At 43.6% G+C, this 18438-nt stretch carries 20 protein-coding genes; 12 read left to right on the top strand and 8 right to left on the bottom strand.

The window, feature by feature from the left end:
- Positions 1 to 147: 147 nt before the first annotated feature.
- On the bottom strand, positions 148 to 2094 hold the full coding sequence (locus V6668_RS06270) for an FAD-dependent oxidoreductase (protein ID WP_338707963.1): 1947 nt from the start codon (positions 2092 to 2094) through the stop codon (positions 148 to 150).
- 435 nt (positions 2095 to 2529) lie between these two features.
- On the opposite strand from V6668_RS06270, the gene V6668_RS06265 reads away from it, so the two are divergent.
- A complete protein-coding gene (locus tag V6668_RS06265; protein WP_338707962.1) occupies positions 2530 to 3201 on the top strand; it encodes a 3'-5' exonuclease in 672 nt (223 codons plus the stop codon).
- A 57-nt stretch (positions 3202 to 3258) separates the two neighbouring features.
- Here the strand turns inward: V6668_RS06265 and V6668_RS06260 are convergent, their stop codons facing one another.
- From V6668_RS06260 to V6668_RS06250, 3 genes are all read right to left on the bottom strand, one after another.
- Complete coding sequence (locus V6668_RS06260) at positions 3259 to 4230, bottom strand: helix-turn-helix transcriptional regulator (protein WP_338707961.1); 972 nt, start codon at positions 4228 to 4230, stop codon at positions 3259 to 3261.
- 151 nt (positions 4231 to 4381) lie between these two features.
- A complete protein-coding gene (locus V6668_RS06255; protein WP_017690195.1) occupies positions 4382 to 5086 on the bottom strand; it encodes a hypothetical protein in 705 nt (234 codons plus the stop codon).
- 207 nt (positions 5087 to 5293) lie between these two features.
- Positions 5294 to 5461 (bottom strand): hypothetical protein, encoded by a 168-nt coding sequence (locus V6668_RS06250; RefSeq protein ID WP_165790126.1) that lies wholly within the window; start codon positions 5459 to 5461, stop codon positions 5294 to 5296.
- Between the two features lie 330 nt (positions 5462 to 5791).
- On the opposite strand from V6668_RS06250, the gene V6668_RS06245 reads away from it, so the two are divergent.
- The 6 genes from V6668_RS06245 to queF all read left to right on the top strand — a co-directional run bounded on the left by V6668_RS06245 (position 5792) and on the right by queF (position 9919).
- Entirely contained in the window at positions 5792 to 6247 is a 456-nt protein-coding gene (locus V6668_RS06245; protein WP_100530024.1) for a hypothetical protein, read from the top strand.
- An 18-nt stretch (positions 6248 to 6265) separates the two neighbouring features.
- Positions 6266 to 6970, top strand: coding sequence for an AIM24 family protein (locus tag V6668_RS06240; protein ID WP_036611462.1), 705 nt, complete (start codon positions 6266 to 6268; stop codon positions 6968 to 6970).
- Between the two features lie 373 nt (positions 6971 to 7343).
- Positions 7344 to 8024, top strand: coding sequence for a 7-cyano-7-deazaguanine synthase QueC (gene queC / locus V6668_RS06235; RefSeq protein ID WP_100530039.1), 681 nt, complete (start codon positions 7344 to 7346; stop codon positions 8022 to 8024).
- Positions 8021 to 8512: a 6-carboxytetrahydropterin synthase QueD gene (gene queD, locus V6668_RS06230; protein WP_100530025.1), complete on the top strand. Its 492-nt coding sequence runs from the start codon at positions 8021 to 8023 to the stop codon at positions 8510 to 8512. The genes queC and queD overlap by 4 nt, the downstream gene beginning before the upstream one ends.
- Positions 8505 to 9278 (top strand): 7-carboxy-7-deazaguanine synthase QueE, encoded by a 774-nt coding sequence (gene queE, locus V6668_RS06225; protein WP_100530026.1) that lies wholly within the window; start codon positions 8505 to 8507, stop codon positions 9276 to 9278. The genes queD and queE overlap by 8 nt, the downstream gene beginning before the upstream one ends.
- A gap of 149 nt (positions 9279 to 9427) precedes the next feature.
- Positions 9428 to 9919, top strand: a complete 492-nt coding sequence (gene queF / locus V6668_RS06220; RefSeq protein WP_076319044.1) for a preQ(1) synthase — start codon at positions 9428 to 9430, stop codon at positions 9917 to 9919.
- A 153-nt stretch (positions 9920 to 10072) separates the two neighbouring features.
- On the opposite strand, the gene V6668_RS06215 is transcribed toward queF, so the two are convergent.
- Positions 10073 to 10285 carry a hypothetical protein gene (locus V6668_RS06215; protein ID WP_100530027.1) on the bottom strand — a complete coding sequence of 71 codons (213 nt, stop codon included), beginning with the start codon at positions 10283 to 10285 and terminating at the stop codon, positions 10073 to 10075.
- 253 nt (positions 10286 to 10538) lie between these two features.
- Between V6668_RS06215 and V6668_RS06210 the strand changes: the two genes are divergently transcribed.
- Complete coding sequence (locus tag V6668_RS06210) at positions 10539 to 11813, top strand: MFS transporter (RefSeq protein WP_047841924.1); 1275 nt, start codon at positions 10539 to 10541, stop codon at positions 11811 to 11813.
- Positions 11814 to 12235: 422 nt separating this feature from the next.
- Here V6668_RS06210 and V6668_RS06205 read toward each other — a convergent pair whose 3' ends face one another.
- Both V6668_RS06205 and V6668_RS06200 read right to left on the bottom strand, forming a co-directional pair.
- On the bottom strand, positions 12236 to 12724 hold the full coding sequence (locus tag V6668_RS06205) for a prolyl-tRNA synthetase associated domain-containing protein (protein WP_076319041.1): 489 nt from the start codon (positions 12722 to 12724) through the stop codon (positions 12236 to 12238).
- 58 nt (positions 12725 to 12782) lie between these two features.
- Positions 12783 to 13628 (bottom strand): EcsC family protein, encoded by an 846-nt coding sequence (locus V6668_RS06200; protein ID WP_083669829.1) that lies wholly within the window; start codon positions 13626 to 13628, stop codon positions 12783 to 12785.
- A 201-nt stretch (positions 13629 to 13829) separates the two neighbouring features.
- Between V6668_RS06200 and V6668_RS06195 the strand changes: the two genes are divergently transcribed.
- The 4 genes from V6668_RS06195 to V6668_RS06180 all read left to right on the top strand — a co-directional run bounded on the left by V6668_RS06195 (position 13830) and on the right by V6668_RS06180 (position 17259).
- Positions 13830 to 14276: a hypothetical protein gene (locus V6668_RS06195; RefSeq protein ID WP_338707960.1), complete on the top strand. Its 447-nt coding sequence runs from the start codon at positions 13830 to 13832 to the stop codon at positions 14274 to 14276.
- Between the two features lie 101 nt (positions 14277 to 14377).
- Entirely contained in the window at positions 14378 to 15367 is a 990-nt protein-coding gene (locus tag V6668_RS06190) for an ABC transporter permease (protein WP_338707959.1), read from the top strand.
- A 117-nt stretch (positions 15368 to 15484) separates the two neighbouring features.
- Positions 15485 to 16600 carry a hypothetical protein gene (locus V6668_RS06185; protein WP_338707958.1) on the top strand — a complete coding sequence of 372 codons (1116 nt, stop codon included), beginning with the start codon at positions 15485 to 15487 and terminating at the stop codon, positions 16598 to 16600.
- Positions 16597 to 17259 (top strand): ABC transporter ATP-binding protein, encoded by a 663-nt coding sequence (locus V6668_RS06180; RefSeq protein ID WP_338707957.1) that lies wholly within the window; start codon positions 16597 to 16599, stop codon positions 17257 to 17259. Before V6668_RS06185 ends, V6668_RS06180 begins: the two co-directional genes overlap by 4 nt.
- 110 nt (positions 17260 to 17369) lie before the next feature.
- On the opposite strand, the gene V6668_RS06175 is transcribed toward V6668_RS06180, so the two are convergent.
- Entirely contained in the window at positions 17370 to 18353 is a 984-nt protein-coding gene (locus V6668_RS06175) for a family 43 glycosylhydrolase (protein WP_338707956.1), read from the bottom strand.
- Positions 18354 to 18438 lie beyond the last annotated feature (85 nt).

The following is an 18438-nucleotide window of genomic DNA, read 5'->3' as shown; positions in this document are numbered from 1 at the left end:
CGAGGTAGGAATTTATGAAGCAGCTACAGGAACCTTGCACCACACTGTTCCCTCTCTGTTGAAGCTGGATTGCACAATCATGTCCTCGTTATAACGCTGTTATCATTTTTGACCACATTAGTTCATTTACAAGTAATTGTCAACCAATTAGTCGAATACAACTCCAGAATAATACTCCACTACATCACGAATGAGCATAAACGCATCCCCATTGGTAAGATTGTTCTTGTCAGCAATGCCAGCAAGCGTGTCAGCACTTATAAAGTTTTGCGTTTGTAATTGAGCAAGTGCCTGTTCAAGTGAAGTTTCCGTTTCTGAAGTTCCCATTGCCAGACATAACATATACGCAGCCTGATCCAACGTTAAAGGTAGGGTTACGGCATTCTCCATATTTGCTAGAGCTTTGTCGGCACTGCCTGTGTAGGCTTCTGGAAACATCGCTTGCATTCTTTTCAATTTACTTAAAAATCGTTCTGGATTCATTCCTTTATCCAGTTCCCAACCATCGTTATTATAATCGCCTGAAGTCATATACATACTCGCTGCAGCCAGCAATCCCTTGTAATCCTTATGCTCCATATAATCAGGCTGCTCGAAACGATGTACTTTCAGATCCATCCCCTGATTCTCCAGCATCTTACGTAGTTCAGATGCTCGCTCTTCGGAAGTTGAGAGTTCGCGGAAGGACTCCTTATGGATATATGCCAGCTTGACCGCCGCTCCTGCTGCTTCTCCCTCTGCCATTCCCAGTGGGACAACTCTTGCACTACCGTGTGGGATTGTATCAAAACTTGCTGCACGTCCAACGACGAGCAAACCATCAACCTTTAGCGGTACAAGCGAGCGAAAAGGTACACCATATTGAATCGGACTCAACATAATCGTGCCGGGATTTCCAACACTCGTGCTCTGAATATCAATATCGTATGAGCCGTATCCAATAGCATCCCAATGATCACGATTTTCCATGACATCAGCTAATGTTAATCGGTACTCGCCATAGATATGACGTGATTCCCTCACGTAAAGTTCGTTCGCTGTTCCAGCATATTGTAGCCCTGCAAATTCATCATAATTTTTCTTCAGAAAATCAACAATTAGTGGGGCTTCTTTACGCCCGATTTCCAGACCTTTTTTCACAGATATCGGATCTAACGGATCTACCCCAAAGATTTGCATCGTATTAATCAAGATTGTATCATCATTTTGTCTTCCGATATTCAGACTTCGAATCTTAATATGTTGTGGATTGGAGGATTCATATTTTCTAGCATCACCGTACCCCCAAGCACTCATCTTATCAACCCCGGTTCCCTCTCTTTCCCTAAACTTTTGCCATACCACATCAGTAACACCGCTTAACTTGAATACAAGCGTAGAGACCATTTTGGATTTACCATCTCCAATATCTTGTCTACCTATGGAGTATGGAACTCCTGCAGCGGCTGCAATATCCGCATCTTGCGTTGCATCAATGATGGAGCGGGTTGAAATCTGAACAGTTGTTCCATCTTCTTTAGTTATGCTCATACCCGTTATTGTCGTGTGATCTCCCGTAGATTGTTCAGTAAGGGGGACTAATTCCTTAACATTCATCAACAGGTCAATATTAGGTTCAGAACGAACCATCCGATAGAAAATGTTAGCCGCTGTATTGGTATCAAATGAACTACCCTCGATCTGGTCGAACCATTCCTGGAAGATACCTTTGTTCAAAAAGTCAGGCTGCCGCAAACTACTCAATAACTGCGGTTGTTCAGGGGAATAATTTAGATCCAGCGTATTAAGACCTCCCTCGGTCAACAATCCTCCCAACATGTTGCGATCTCTTGCTTCCACCAGCAATACACGCATCCCATTACGAGCAGCTGATAAGGCAGCAGTAATACCTTCCGGATCCGTTCCGGCTACAATAACGTTATAGGAATCTTTCAGGTTTAGTGTAGATTGCACGTCCTCCAAAGGCTGCCATACATAATTATTATTAAATTTATAATTCTTGTTCCAGATATAGAATGCACCATATGCAGCGCTCATTAAAACAATAAACACACTGGCTATAATTGCTGTTATTTTCAATTTTCTACTAATCAAAGAAACAAACCTCCATATGTACTTGAAATTCAATAATACTAACTCGTGAATTAGTTTTCCTATGTTATAGCAACAACCGACTAACTTTTTCTCCTTTCCTACACGAGTATGCTATAAACAATAAAAAACTCCCCAACACTTCAAACGGTGTTAGGAAGTTTTGATAATAAGACGGAAAATTCTACTTTTATGTTGCCATACATACAAACAAAATATAGGGAAGTCCCTAACTTTCCTCATTATAACGACCACTTTTTGCGAAGTAAAGACTTACCAAAAACGGAAATGCATCAGAAAGATCATTAAACACTCAGACTGTTCCTTCATCCTGACTACAATGAATTCTCTGGCGATGGCTGACATGGCAGCACGTTCCCTGTAATATAGAGAAATAGAAATCTATCACAGGTATTAATCGATAAAGGAGCTTGTCCTATGCCATATATCATATATGATCTTGAATTCACGGTAAGCCGCAATACTCGCTATTCTTCTGAAATTATTGATATCGGTGCCGTCAAAGTTACGGAAAATGCGGATGGATTGGTTGTAACGGATACGTTCCATACGTATGTTCGTCCTTCCAATAAGTCTGTTCTGTCCACTGACACAATTCAATTTACAGGTATCACACAGAAAGATATTGATGCAGCCCCCCTTTTTCCGGCAGCACTGAATCAATTCATCGCCTGGATGGGAAGTGCCCCCTATTACATGTGTTCCTGGGGACCCGATGACCGCAGCAAACTGATCTCTCATTGTCGCACCCATCAACTTGATGTGGCCTGGATCACCAATCATAACGATCTTCAGCAGCAATGGTCCCGTACCGTTCGCAAAGAAGGCAAATTCCGTCAACTCGGTCTCGCTCAGGCTCTTGAAATCTGCGGAATTGAATTTGATGGTACCCAGCACCGTGCTTTGGATGATGCCATTAATACAGCCAAGGTGTTTATGCATCAATTTGACCGATTCACTCTCGAAAACAACTGTGCAGCCGATGATGAGGGCATTACATCCAAGGTTGTCTATTCCAGCTCCACAGAAGATGAAGAGAAAGAATCCCCTTTTGGCAATCTGGCAAGCCTTTTCAAAACCAAAGAGTAACCGTCCACAGCACAGTACTTAATCGTGTTTTGCCTTAGGATAGGTGGCATTCTAATCTCAACTTTTATTGTACATTTGTTGCCAATAGTTTAGGCGTTCTTTCATCTTGATGCGGCAAATCTCAGGTTCGAGAATTTCCGCATCAGGTCCATATTTAGATATCCATACAAGAAATTCGTCAACATCACTTAATATGGCTTCAAATAACAGGCTACCTTCCGGTTCAATGGTTAGGATGGGTCGCATAAAAAATTGCTCCTGCATCACACGCTCCACAGCATGGGGTGCAAATCGAATTTTGAACGCAGTCCACTCCGCACTTCCCTCGTATGCCCAAGGAATGCGGAAGTGCGATTGCATCAGATAATCCTCTTTGCGAAACGTGCGTGGCAATATCCGTATCCTTTGCAGCCGGCTCACCTGAAATATTCGAAGTTTCTCCGACAGGTGACAATACCCTAACAGCTCAAATCTGTATTCACGAGGGATAAGACAGTAAGGATCTATACGTACGATCCCTTTTTTACCTTGAGACAGATACTCCCCTTCAATGGTGTTCTGTGAAATGCCAGCCTGAAGCAGGGTAATCATGGATTGATTCTGCGAATCGTTGTTTTCATTTTGCCATGCTGGCAATCCCGCTTTGAACAATCCACTAATTTGCTCCGACCATTCCACTCGTTCTGTTTTGTTTTTCTGACTCGCAGCAACCACTTTCTCATAAGCGCTCTCAAAAGCAGGTTTCAGCAAAGGACGAATATTCTCCATAACTTCAGCAAGATGCATGAAAGCTTGGGCTTCTTCATCAGACCAATTTAGCGGATACATGGCAAATTGGCTGATAAACATGTACCCTTGTCCGTGTCCCATATTGGCGATCGGGATATGCATTGCACTGAGGGCCTCCATGTCGCGGTATATCGTCCTTTCCGTCGTCTCGCATCGCTGGGCGAGCTCACGTGCCAGTATACCCGGCTTGGCCTGCACCAGTGTGATAATGCGCATTAATCGGATTAGTCGGTCTGTCATTTTGCCGGACCCTCCACGATGTTGTTTCAATAAATTTGATACAACTCCATCCATTGTTTAATATGATATTGATACATACATTCGACCTTCTCCTAAACTTCACCTTCAAATATGTAGACTCTCTCTATACCGTCACCATCTGAAATCAACCCTATTCTCCTAATATCTTTTTTTCACGATCATGATATCCCGTTGTAAACGTTATCTCATAGTGATAACGTAGTTTTTCAACGATCTCGGCTTCCGCGTAATAGTCCAAATCTTGCTTCCGCGCAGCTTCAATTAACAACGCATCAGCATGGCGACGCAACATATTACTTCCCTCCTGAACCCGGCCTCTTTCGTAGGCGCGCAGGGCTTGTTTGATCAGGGGCACGGTTTCACTTAATTTGATCGTCTTCTCCACCTTGGGATCTTCCGGCTGTCGCAACATGCCCAGATGACTGGTGTACTGAATATACAACTGTTCTCTTCGTAACAACACACGTTGACTTTGCTTCAACTTCCTTGTGCTCCAGTAGGCTGAACATACGGCAGCTTTTCCTGATACACGGGGTCCCATGACGAATTCAAGCAAAATTTGTTTACTTTCTCCCTTGTACATATCCCCAAGCCTCAATAACCAGCCAATATCCGTTTCCTTGGAACGACATCCATAGATGCCTTTTAGCTGTACTCCATATTCCGGTTTGAGCAAAAGTTCCAAATCTCTTGATACAATTTTGGGTGCTATTTTCCTAAGTCTTTTGGCAGGGGCACCGTTACGCCACTCTACCATCATATATACGGGGTCGGCTCCCCCTGTCGGTATGGCCTCTTTATTCCACGAATAAGATACTTCAAAGACTGAGTTCACTGGTAGTCTCTCCCCCGATTTATATGTATTATCTTCTAAGTTATCAGGGTGAATGGACACTATATTGTCACGGAACACATGTTCTCATTAAATTTTTCCAATATATTAGTTTTATATCCCTAAATCCGTCTCAATACGACAATAAACGACGAAAAAACCTGGCACTAGGCCAAGCTTATCAATCACTTATCTATGACAAGTCCCAAATTAAACAGTAGGATGATCGTTTCCCATTTTGTGTAAATATTGTACACCATCTACTTCGTTTACCGGTGCATAGGTGACACTGTCAATGACCAGCTTACGCCCTACTGGCTCTCCATTAACAGTGATCATGATTGTTTTGGTTGATGTGTTCTGATCTGCTGTATACATATGTTTCTACTCCTTCATGTTCACGATCTTATATTCAATCGGATATATTGGTATCGTTCATTAAATTGCGCATTTGTGAATAGCATGCACCCGGAACTGAAGTAAAAGATCTGTTAAACGGTCCGGTGTGCTTGCCTATCGTTCTATTACCCGGCAGATTTGTAAGTTAAACAGCCTTGTTCCTAAATCATTTTAAATATTTCGGGTAATAACACGATATCATCTTGAACCCATCGTCCCGGTTTTGACGTATAATGTAAGAGCCGTATTTCAACAATAGACGACGAATTCGGCGCTTGATCTATCTAACCGAAGAAAGAGGTGTTAACGATGCCAAAATCCATTCAGGGTTATTTCATTCGGGTGTTATTCACCACATGCATTCTATTTACCGTTTCGATCGTTTCGACAGTAAGTGCTGCCAGTGCCAATATTTTTACGGATATATACAGTGGATGGGAGCGAGTCTCCGAATTGCCCGGAGAAGTGAACGCTCTGCAGGAAAGTTATAAGCAAACGATGGAGCAATTAAATCAAACGTCTGCTCAGTTGGGACAAGCCCAGGCCAATGTCGAAGCATTTAAGACCCAGAACGAACAACTGCTGGCTCAGAACCAGAAACTCACTGAAATGGTAAGTAAATTACAGGACGACCAGAATGCCAAAGCAGCTACCACCAAACGAATTCAGACGACGATCATCACTGTCGTTTCGCTCATATTGGGTTACTTTGTTCTGATTCGTGTGATGCGCTGGGGAATGCGTCGCCGTTCCGGCCGAGTATAAAAGAACAGGAGCAACTGCATGAACATACACCTGAACAATGCTGAAGCAAGCGGAGCAGGACAAGTCGTCACATTTTCACTGATTAAAGATGACCGCCTTCATATTTTGCATCCGCAGCAAATTGTGGCCTTCCGCGGTCCAAGTGGGAGTCGCAATGACAAATTCATGAATATCACGGGCATATATCGCAAAAAAAAGCTGATTAAATCCGAAATCACCGGACCCTGCCAATTTGTGGCTGCCCTGCCTCCCGGATTCACGATGAAGGAAGTGGAGCTCACGGAGGACAGTGATCTGCTCTACGACTTCCGCCACCTGTTCTTCTACTCGGATGGTGTAACCATGCATACCAAAATCCAGAAAATCAAAAACATGCTGATCACCCGTGATGCAGTGAAAATGAAATTTTCCGGCAAAGGCAAAATCGGATTGCTCACTCAAGGTCAGGTCTGCCAACAGGAACTTCATCCAACAGCGCCACTCTATGTGGATGCTGGCAGTATTATTGCCTATCCTGAAAATGCACATCTGGAACTCACCGTATATGGTAACAACCTTGCCAGTCAGCATATGAATTATCATTGGAAGATGACAGGACATGGATCTGTACTCTTTCAGGCTGGACGTGAGAATCACCGCTTGGAACAGGATCTTAACGATGAGGGACTGTTCAAACGAATTCTGAAAGAAGTGATCCCTTTCGGCAATGTATTGATCAAATAAGCTGTTAGTTGATGGAGCCGACCAATTAGCTGCCACTATGCTCCAGTGGGGTGGTCACCACACCGTTTCATGTTATAATGGTTCAGACAATTAAAGAAGAAAATCCATGCCTGTGGCATGGGAGAGGTTCGCGAACTCCCTCTATAAGACTTGACCATGTGATGGTCAGTATAAGTCTTGCGTACACGTTGCGGTCACCATGCAATCATGTACGTAAAAAACTAAGGACACTTACTCTTGCCTGCTTTTTTGAAGCGGTTATCGAGAAGGTGTGTTTTTTGATGGATGCCAGTTCATGAACTTCTCTGTTCTTCCGACACTCTATGCCTATGTGCATGGTTTGATCTCAAGAAGATAGAGAGGTTTTTTTATGTTGAACGAAGAAAAAGCAGTCGTTGTATTCAGCGGCGGTCAGGATAGTACCACGTGTCTGTTCTGGGCCAAACAACAGTTTGCCGAAGTAGAGGTCGTTACGTTTGATTATGGTCAGCGCCACAAGTTAGAGATTGAATGTGCAACAGAGATCGCACGTGATCTGGGCGTACAGCAAACGGTACTCGATATGAGCCTGTTAAATCAGCTTGCCCCCAATGCGCTCACTCGCACGGATGTGGAGATTACGCATGAAGAAGGTGAACTGCCGAGTACATTTGTAGATGGACGGAATCTGCTGTTCCTCAGTTTTGCAGCCATTATGGCCAAGCAAAAAGGAGCACGTCACCTGGTTACAGGTGTATGCGAGACGGATTTCAGCGGATACCCGGATTGCCGGGATTCATTTGTGAAATCGATGAATGTGACACTTAACCTGTCGATGGACTATCCATTTGTCATTCATACCCCGCTCATGTGGCTGGACAAAGCCCAAACGTGGAAGATGGCCGATGATCTCGGTGCTTTTGATTATGTCCGCGAGCGTACCTTGACCTGTTATAACGGCGTGATCGGCGATGGATGCGGAGAATGCCCCGCTTGCAAGCTGCGCAAAGCCGGACTGGATCGTTATGTACAGCAACGTACTGCTGCTGAATCGGCGGGAGTGGATATACGATGAGAGAGCCGGGAACATTCCGTATTGTAGAGCATCTGCAACGCATCGGAGAAGATATTCTCCCCACCCAGCTGCGCTATCACCGCAAACGTGTGCTTGTAAGCAAAGAATTCACCTTTGACGCAGCACATCACCTGCATTGTTATGAAGGCAAGTGCAAGAACCTGCACGGTCATACGTATAAAGTTATTTTTGGCATCAGCGGTTATCCGGGTGAAACCGGGCTGACGGTTGATTTTGGACATATCAAAGATATATGGAAAACTCAGATTGAGGGATATCTGGATCATCAGTACCTCAACGAAACACTTCCTTTAATGAATACAACGGCTGAAAATATGGTCGTTTGGCTGTTTGAACAGATGGAACATGCGCTCCAGACGGAGCCCTATGCTGGGCTGACCGATGGTGGGCGGACGGAGTTTGTCCGACTCTTCGAGACACCCACCAGTTACGCGGAAGCGAGACGGGAGTGGATGATCCATGAGTAGTGTGACACACCAGGTGAATGAGACGGGATCTCGCAAAGAGGCTCGTATTCCCGTGATGGAGATTTTTGGTCCGACTGTTCAAGGCGAAGGCATGGTCATCGGGCAAAAAACGATGTTTGTTCGCACCGCGGGCTGCGATTATCGCTGCTCCTGGTGCGACTCGGCCTTTACCTGGGACGGCAGTGGCAAGGACCTGATTCGAATGATTACGCCAGAGGATGTATGGGAAGAATTGCGCCGCGTTGGCGGCACCCGTTTCTCCCATGTTACCATCTCCGGCGGTAATCCCGCCCTGCTCGCTTCGCTGGGCGGGTTGGTTGTCCTGCTGCGGGAGAACAGCATCCGCACCGCGGTGGAGACACAAGGCTCCCGCTGGCAGCCTTGGCTGACGGACATTGACGAAGTCACCGTCTCGCCTAAGCCACCCAGCTCCGGCATGGACACCGATTGGGCCGTGCTGGATGATCTGATCGAACGGCTGGCCGCTGGCCCGGTAGAACGAAGTCACAGTCTGAAGATCGTGATCTTCGATGAGACAGACCTGGACTATGCTCGCCGTGTGCATGCGCGGTATCCGGGCACGGATTTATTTTTACAAACCGGGAACCCGGATGTGACTTCCGCCGATACGCCAGATCTGGCGTCCTCACTGCTTGCTCGTTATGAGTGGCTGATCGACCAAGTTAGTGCCTCCGATGACCTGAATGATGTTCGTGTTCTTCCGCAGCTACATACGTTGGTATGGGGCAACAAACGCGGCGTTTAATGGGCAGTATGGGTGAAATGGGCGGCATGATGTACAGATGAGGATGAAATTCACTCAGATAATAAAGAGAATTAATCAGGCAAAATTGCCTATTCATATATACCGCGAGGCTTCGGGCTTTGGCGGAAACAAGGAGCGTTTACGAACCGATGAGACAACCTGATGAGATGCAAGATGTGACGTTGCTGGGCAACCAGAATGTAAAATATACGTTTGAATATGATCCGGGCATCCTGGAGAGCTTTGATAACAAACATCCGTACCGCGATTATTTTGTGAAATTCAACTGCCCGGAGTTCACTAGCCTGTGCCCGATTACGGGTCAGCCGGATTTTGCAACGATTTATATCAGCTACATTCCGGATGTGAAAATGGTCGAGAGTAAATCTCTCAAGCTGTACCTGTTCAGCTTCCGTAACCATGGTGATTTCCACGAGGACTGCGTGAACATCATCATGAACGACCTGATCAAGCTGATGGACCCCCGCTACATCGAAGTATGGGGCAAATTCACACCGCGCGGCGGCATCTCCATTGACCCGTATACGAACTATGGTAAGCCTGGAACGAAATACGAGCAGATGGCCGACCACCGCATGATGAACCATGATATGTACCCGGAGACGATTGATAATCGTTAAACTGGCGGGTAAATAAACTCTGCTATAACTAAAATAAATTATAGGACACAGAAAAGCCGAACTCTTCAAAACCTGAAGAGATCCGGCTTTTTCTTTGGTTAGTATACACCTGTATGAGACTAAGTGTCTCAACGCAATTGGATCGCAGCGCATTCAAGTAGACTGATCTTCCTTTAGTGCTTTGATTTTTTTAATGTAATGTCTCAACATCAGCACACCAATCGATTGAAAAATGATAAATATGACGATGGCAGCGGATAGAGATTTCGGTGCAACATAGACAGCCTGAAACGTTATTACAGCCATATATATAATGGTCATCACCAACTCACGTTTGGTAGAAGCATAAGGTGATATCTTTTTCACATCCATCCCTCCTCTGGTCTTTTCACACATAAATATGGGTCTTCTTACAGTAGATGCTAAAGTAATACGTTTATTTTGTAAATGTAATGCTATTAATAAACACCTCAGAAATAGAGTTGAATTCATCAACGTTTTCCCTTGTTCCCCTTGTCGGTCCAATCAATCTATCCTATTATGTAACAATATGCTTACACGCATATATTACAACATCAGGCGCTGATCCCTCGTGACCGCGACCAAAGGAGAATTGTACATGTCTACACAAACCTCATTAACCAAGGACGCCACAGCGCGTTCGAAAGCCCCACCCGGATCGGATGCCCAAAGCACCGTTTACCGGATACTCATCGCAATAAGTCTGGTTCATCTCTTCAATGATTCGATCCAGTCGGTCATTCCCGCCATTTTTCCGATTCTGAAAGACTCTATGCATCTCACGTATACTCAGATCGGATGGATTTCTTTTGCTATCAACTTTACCGCTTCCATTATGCAGCCTGTGGTAGGCTGGTTTGCTGATAAAAAACCGACACCATCTATCCTGCCCATAGGCATGGGTTTTACATTTACCGGCATGTTGCTGTTGGCTTTCGCCGACAGTTATATGGCTGTCCTGATTTCCGTTATCTTTGTCGGTCTAGGTTCCGCCGCTTTCCATCCGGAAGGTTCACGGGTATCCCATATGGCTGCTGGTCAACGCCGTGGACTGGCACAGTCCATCTTCCAAGTTGGTGGTAACGCCGGGCAGTCCCTTGCCCCATTGCTTACACGCTGGATCTTTATCCCGTTTGGACTGTTCGGTGCCATTGGATTTACAGGCATTGCTGCCATGGGGATTGCAGTTCAAATCTACATAGCCCGTTGGTATGGACGTATGCTGCAATCGGGAGGATATCTGCGTAGACAGGCTGCTGCCCGTCGTGCACCCAATCCTGCTTTGCGCAAAAAGATTACTGCCGCCATCACGCTATTGATCTTGCTCGTCTTTGTTCGTTCCTGGTATATCGCTTCCATTGGCAGCTTCTATGCATTTAATCTGAAAGATACTTTTGGATTGTCCACAGAGGACGCGCAGATCTATATCTTCTTGTTCCTGGCTGCCGGAGCACTGGGTACGTTCTTCGGAGGCCCCTTGGCGGATCGATTCGGCAAACGTAACCTGATCTTCCTGTCCATGGCCGGAGCTGCTCCTCTGGCTCTGTTGTTGCCCTATGCGAATCTGTTCTGGACAGGCGTACTGCTAACCATTATTGGTTTTATCATGTTATCCAGCTTCTCGGTTACTGTTGTATACGCGCAAATGCTGATTCCAGGCAAAATCGGAACGGTTTCCGGTCTAATTACTGGTCTGGCATTTGGTATGGGAGGCCTGGGCGCACTCGTGCTGGGGAACTGGATTGACGTCTTCGGCGTATCACCGGTAATGCAGATGTGCAGCTTCCTACCACTGCTCGGGATTTTCACATTCCTGCTTCCATCCGATAAATTACTGAATATCTGGGCGAAAGAAAACGGTAGTGAAGAGTAAAAAATTCATCAACAGGTGTCCACTTTTTATTCTATATTAGATCCAATCCTTACGTGGCAGCATCGCCCTTATAAGACGTTATCTTGCGCTAACGAACATGACAGCACTTATTTGAACGAATACTGCCGGTTTCCCAATCTAAAGAATCTGAGCAACGCTATTCCCGAGAAAAAGGCCGAAAACCTTGGAATGTGCGTGTGAGATGCAGAAATAACGTGTCTGAGATTCTTTAGAAATCGTGATTAGTGAAATATCGCCGAATAACGTCTGCTGAGTTCGTTAGATTTCACTTTAGTCACCTACATTTGCAGTCTAAATAAAATGTTTGAACCATAACAAAAGGGTTCTTGCCAACTCTGTATTCACAGACTGGCAGGAACCCTTTTGTTATATATGTTTTTCTCGTATTTAGCTTCAACCGTTTATTCCACGTCACACATGACAACGCTGCTACCTTGAGCTGTAATCAGTTCCTTCACATCTTCAAATTCAAGAAATACCGTTGCCGTATTTTCCATGGGATGAATTCCAATTTTCTGACCAACTAAATCCTTGTCAAAAACTACGGTCACGTTTTTCTGAATATTATTGAGAACCCCCATAGGGTTGACGTGCCCTTTTTCCAATCCGAGGAACTCCAACAAATCCTTTTCACTGGCAAAACTTAATTTGCGGCTAGGTATCTTTTCGCTTAAACTTCTCAAATCAACGGACTTCGTCCCAGCAATCGTCACCAGATAATAGTTGCGCTTCTTGTCATCACGCAGAAACAGATTTTTAGCGATACGTTCTGTATGTGGAATCTGATAAGAGAATATTTCCTCCATCGTGTATACTGCGGGATGTTCAATACTTTTGTAAACAATATTATTGCGATCTAAAAGATCATAGAAACCCTGTTTGTTTAACATATCAAATTCATCTCTTTCAATATAAATATTCTTCTATCATATGACTTCTTCTGTAATATTACTTCAAACGCTGAAGGATCAGCCGTTTTTTGTACAACATTTTGCCTGCTTCGGCGACATCTCGAATTGTATTTTTGTTGCTCACCGAACCAAACACCATGCCTGCAATCGGCACAAGTTGGAACAGCTTCTTCCAGCCAAAAGATTCACTGTAGGAGTTAAACACTTCCCGCCATCCCTGCATCTGCGATACTACTTCAATGGGTTTGTCGGGATCATCATAAGCGGCCAGTTCTTCAATGATCGCTTTCTTGCCTACAATATCAGCGGAAGAGAATTGCAGACATTTGACAATGAAGATACGCTCCAGCGGTTCATCTGGATCATAACCATAACACAGAGCCATCTCTTGCAGTACCTTCAAGGAAAGCCCCATCACCATCGGAATATCTGCAGCAATGGTTACAATGCCACCAAACCCTGTAGCTGCTCCCTGAGCCGCGGCAAACTTCGTTCGACTCTCGGTAATGTTATCAGCCACCTGGTCCAGCACCTGAAGTGGCAGATTCTCTACACTATGAATCTTTGCTGTCCCCTCCGCTTCAGATTCCTGCTCCAGACGATAGGTCGTATCCATCATGGAATAACCGGACCTCCCGGCTTCCTCTTGCAACAGCTTGGCTACTTTTTTCTTCTGTACGAGGAACTTGCCCCCATTCTGCACATACTGACCCACGTCGTTCAGGGAATCTCCGATCTTCTGTTTCAGCGCTTTAGGCATCACTTTATCCAACATCGCAAAGGGCAAACGCCCTATTTTATCCCAAATAAACAAGTCTTTCTGTTGTTTCTCCCATTTCAAAATCTGTTCAAGTTCCTTGTCCAACGTCTCGCGTGAATCCATATATGATCCTCCTATCTATTATATCTATCACTAGTCATACCTGTTATATACGTGAAAAAATCATTTGAGTTACTACTATTAAATCAGGTATATTTGTGTCTATTTCAAAAACAAATGATTGTACTATTTTCTATTATATGGAATAGGTGTATAATGTTATAACAGGTTAACGAGGTGAATTAAGAGAAGGGATGGTTCATTTTGAAGAAAAAAATTATGGCAGTTGCAATGTGCTCATGTCTATTATTAAGCAGTATTCCTGCATATGCAGATGGAAATTCCAATCAACCCAACGATCCCAATCTGGTTATTTCAACGAAAGAAGAGATCACGATCCCTGGTAATGTTACTTTCGCTACTGACCAGGTGATTCAAGCTTCATCTATCACCTATGATCACAAATCGGGAATAGATTGGGATCGAGGCAGCAGACAAGTTTGGGGAAATACTCAAGCTAAACAAGGCTCAGTGAAATTAGACAGTTACTCAAGAGCACGCTTTGAGCGTGCGTGGTTTCAGGGTGGAGGATCTTACGGAGACTCTGGTAGAGTGTGGAGTTCCAAAAAAGGAAGATCTTATGCCCGTTCCGATTGGGAATACTATAGCACAACAAACTCTGGTGTCGCTAAAACATATTACGGCATTTAATTAATTCTCGTTTGATTTGAATTTTGCACTCGATACATTACTATATTTGCTATAAAAATAATAATATTAATTCACCTTTTGACCTGTCTTGGAGGATACCCATGAATATTATTCGTCTAACAGCAAGAATTAGAGCTTTCGATATATTTTTGGTAGTTGTTATGAGCCTATTCTGTTTCTCTTGTTTATTTACGATGTTTTATCATCAAAATGTAAATCATATTCAGAAACTTAGTAATAATTTTTATGATGAGGATTCTCTATTTTTCAGAACATCACAGGCTAATTTTGATTTTACATCTTTATATGACAGTCTTCCTCATAACAGTGTACTGTTCAGTAAATTTTTTGGACGAGGTGAGGATATACGTGGCGTCGTATACAAAGGAAGTTACGCTTCACCTAATATAACAAGTGGAAGATTCTTCGAGGAGACCGACTTTACATCTAATGCGCATCTAGCGGTCATTGGTAAAGATGTGCCTATTCGCAAGACTGTTCATAACAAAAAGATGATTGAATTTAACAATTTGAATTATGAAGTTATCGGAACCATAGGTTACAACCTTCCAACTCGGATGGATCGCACCATTTTACTTAATTTAAACGCGGATAATATCACGTCAAGTGTCGAATATATTGTTAGTAGTTCAAGCGTACAAGATAGTCTTAATTTTATCGGAAATGAGAACATGTTTGGACAAGTCACTCTGTTTGAAAGAGAAAATGTAAATATTCTGCATCTCGTTGATCGAGGAAACAGGCAATTGATCACTTCCATTATTTTTATCTTTATACTGCTAGTTAATAGTCTATCTGTACTACTATTTTGGATCGAAAAGAAAAATAATGAAATGAGAATTAAGTGGAACAATGGATATTCTAAACGGAAAATCATAATGGATAATTGGAAAGATTTCGCCCCTTTATTATCTACAGCCTTAGTTTTGGCAATTTGCTCTTCTTGGTTTATAGGTGGTTACTTACAGAGTATCCATGTAAGTGTTCTACATACATTGCTAGGCATGATCATCCTGTTTTGTTCATTTTCATTATCTGTGATTTTTATTTCCTATAGAAAGCTGGCCTAAAGGTGATCTATGATACTCAATTTGCTGATTGAATCATTAAAAGAACGCAGGCGAAGAACGATATGGATCGCATTACAGTGCACCGTATCATACGTTTTAATTATTTTGATATTGAGCTTGAATTCCAATACACAAGAACTTTCAACCAGTGTCCAAAATGCTGCATCCACTCTGTATAAAGTCAATGATCATTATTTTGATGAACAGGAACGGGACTTCCTCGCTCAATCTGATCATTTGCAAACCTTAAATGACCTGTACGAGTGGGAAAAAAACAATCCCCTTTTTAAGTATATTGTTGCAAGCAAACAACATCTTTTTTTAGATGTTCAAGACTTACCTGCAAAATTCCAGTATGGGTATGAGGCTGGACAAGAGACTCCAGACGCCTATGAAAGTATTCAGATAAATCAAGCGTTTATGGACCACTTTTCTATCCGTACTCATCAGGGCAGTATTTTCCGTGCAGGGGATTACGATATAGACAACACGATCATCCCTATTGTTGCAGGTTACGAATACAAGGATTACCTTCAGCTTGGGCAAATTTTAGATGTGGGTTATATGGGGATAGATTTGAAATGCAAGGTCATTGGCATTCTGGAGAAACACAGTTTTTACAATGATGGATATTCGTTGAAATACCTGGATCGGGTCGTTATGCTCCCTTCTTTTGAAGCAGACGATATTTATGCTCATGATGGAACGTTTATGTTGAGACTACTTTGGGATAAAACCAGCGGGTATATACATTCTTCCCTCTCAGCAAATTCAATTCAGGAGCTTTTCACGAAAAAAAGTTTGCAACTTGACATGGAACCTTATGTCGTAGAGGGTGTATCCAATTTTTATTTGACGATGTGGGGCCTTGAGGGAGAGCAACTACAACAGGTATTTATTATATTTGCCTTTGTCATTGGTGTTACGACTCTGTTCAGCTTATCTACCAGTATTGCCGCTAAAATCAGCCTGCGTCAATTTACGTATGGGGTCATGATTGCCAACGGGGTGAGTAGATTGGTCATTAATTTATCCATTCTTCTGGAGATATTTCTCGTAAATACCTTTTCCCTGCTTATGGCCTTTTTGTTGTCATATGTAATGATTAAAAGTATAAGTATTCCAACTTTGCTGTTATTCAGTATCATACTTTCGGTTATATCCTTTATTCCTTCATGGATAACAATTAATCATCTACAATTGTCAAAAACAATACGGGGTGGAAACCAATGAGTGTAATTGCCTTAAAAAACGTCAATAAATCTTATGGTACAAGAATGATACTTTCTAATGTCTCCTTTCGTGTAGAGGATGGAGAATTGGTAGGGATCATAGGCAGAAGCGGGTCTGGAAAATCAACGCTATTGAACATTCTAGGTTGTATGGATACAGCTGATGAAGGGGAATATTTCTTTGATAATCAACTAATCAAACCCAAAGATGAAAAGAGAAAAACAAAGTTACGGCGAGATGAAATTGGCTTTATTGTTCAAGATTATGGACTGATTAAAGAAAAAAATATCTTTTATAACATTGCCCTGCCTTTACTAAGTAAGAACACCCCCAAAAAGGAATTGAAACATCGCGTTGAAGCTATTACCAACCAGTTGCACATTTCTGATTTAGTCCATAAATATCCCAATGAGATTTCCGGGGGTGAAGCTCAAAGAGTGGCTATTGCAAGAGCACTTATCAGAAAACCCAAAATCATCCTGGCAGATGAGCCTACAGGTGCTCTAGACGAGTCCGCCGAGTCCAACATCTTGGATATCCTTCAATCTCTAAATGTAACAGAAGGTGTTACCATTGTACTCGTGACTCATAATCAGGTGGTATCCGATATTTGTAAGAGATTATATACCATTGTCGATGGGAAAATGGTTGAACTGTAAAATAAGTTTCTTCTCCATAATGAAGACCCGTAAGAAGCGCACTTTGAACAAGTGCTCTCTACGGGTCTTTCTGTGTGTAAATGAGTTATTAAGGCGCACAACCTTGTAATTTAACCTTTCACTTCAACTACTGCGCTGCCATCTGGGACCGGAACACCGAAATCAGGTGTGCCATCTTCACGCCAATGAATCACTTGAGCACGGGCATGGCGGTTCGGATCATACAAGGGATCACCCTCGATGTCTTTGTAATTACGCGCATGATAAATCAGAATATCGGTCTTGCCATCCGGTGACACCGTAAAGCTGTTATGGCCCGGACCGTATTGGCCGTTCGCTTCACAAGTCTGGAATACCGGCTCGGGTGATTTCACCCAGCTGGCCGGATCAAGCAAGTCGGCATTTTCATCTGCAGTGAGCAGACCCATACAATAATTGTAATCAGTCGCGCTGGCCGAGTAGCCGATGAACAAACGCCCATTCCGATGCATCACGGCTGCTCCTTCATTGACCTTAAAGCCGATGATCTCCCAATCATACTCTGGCGTAGAGATCATAACCTGTTCGCCGCGTAGCGTCCATGGGTTCTCCATTTCGGCGATGTACAGGTTGGAGTTGCCCACAATATCGGGATCTTTCTGCGCCCAGACCAGATAGCGAATCCCCTTATGTTCAAAGGTTGTTGCATCCAGCGCAAATGATTCCCACCGTGTGTGTATCTGTCCCTTTTCTACCCACTCTCCTTCGAGTGGATTCGCGGAATCGTTCTCCAGGACATACATCCGATGATCGAACAGACCTTCGTTGGTCTCACTGGTGTGAGCGGCAGCGTAGTGTATGTACCATTTGCCATCAATAAAATGAATTTCCGGTGCCCAGATGTTGGCACTCATTGGCCCCGTGTCACGCTTGGTCCAAGCCGTTACCGGCTCAGCATCTCTTAACTCTTCCAAAGTCTCTGCTCGCCGGATCTCAATCCTTTCAAAGGCTGGTACGGAAGCGGAGAAGTAATAGTAACCATCTGTATGACGGTACACCCACGGATCAGCGCGTTGCTCCAGGATGGGATTAGTAAATGTAATGGAATCAGTCATGGGAATGCTCCCCTTTCAAATGTTGTTTGGCTCGAAGTTTGGGGATGTAACCCAATTGCGAAAAAGCGAAAACCCTTTTGGGGTG

Source organism: Paenibacillus amylolyticus (assembly GCF_036894225.1).
Taxonomy (GTDB): domain Bacteria; phylum Bacillota; class Bacilli; order Paenibacillales; family Paenibacillaceae; genus Paenibacillus; species Paenibacillus amylolyticus.
This window is presented reverse-complemented; position numbering and strand designations above follow the sequence as displayed.

Coding starts and splice junctions, on each gene's coding strand:
- V6668_RS06265 (WP_338707962.1), top strand. CDS start 2,530: ATGCCATATATCATATATGATCTTGAATTCACGGTAAGCCGCAATACT.
- V6668_RS06260 (WP_338707961.1), bottom strand. CDS start 4,230: ATGACAGACCGACTAATCCGATTAATGCGCATTATCACACTGGTGCAG.
- V6668_RS06250 (WP_165790126.1), bottom strand. CDS start 5,461: ATGTATACAGCAGATCAGAACACATCAACCAAAACAATCATGATCACT.
- V6668_RS06245 (WP_100530024.1), top strand. CDS start 5,792: ATGCCAAAATCCATTCAGGGTTATTTCATTCGGGTGTTATTCACCACA.
- V6668_RS06240 (WP_036611462.1), top strand. CDS start 6,266: ATGAACATACACCTGAACAATGCTGAAGCAAGCGGAGCAGGACAAGTC.
- queD (WP_100530025.1), top strand. CDS start 8,021: ATGAGAGAGCCGGGAACATTCCGTATTGTAGAGCATCTGCAACGCATC.
- queE (WP_100530026.1), top strand. CDS start 8,505: ATGAGTAGTGTGACACACCAGGTGAATGAGACGGGATCTCGCAAAGAG.
- queF (WP_076319044.1), top strand. CDS start 9,428: ATGAGACAACCTGATGAGATGCAAGATGTGACGTTGCTGGGCAACCAG.
- V6668_RS06210 (WP_047841924.1), top strand. CDS start 10,539: ATGTCTACACAAACCTCATTAACCAAGGACGCCACAGCGCGTTCGAAA.
- V6668_RS06205 (WP_076319041.1), bottom strand. CDS start 12,724: ATGTTAAACAAACAGGGTTTCTATGATCTTTTAGATCGCAATAATATT.
- V6668_RS06200 (WP_083669829.1), bottom strand. CDS start 13,628: ATGGATTCACGCGAGACGTTGGACAAGGAACTTGAACAGATTTTGAAA.
- V6668_RS06190 (WP_338707959.1), top strand. CDS start 14,378: ATGAATATTATTCGTCTAACAGCAAGAATTAGAGCTTTCGATATATTT.
- V6668_RS06180 (WP_338707957.1), top strand. CDS start 16,597: ATGAGTGTAATTGCCTTAAAAAACGTCAATAAATCTTATGGTACAAGA.
- V6668_RS06175 (WP_338707956.1), bottom strand. CDS start 18,353: ATGACTGATTCCATTACATTTACTAATCCCATCCTGGAGCAACGCGCT.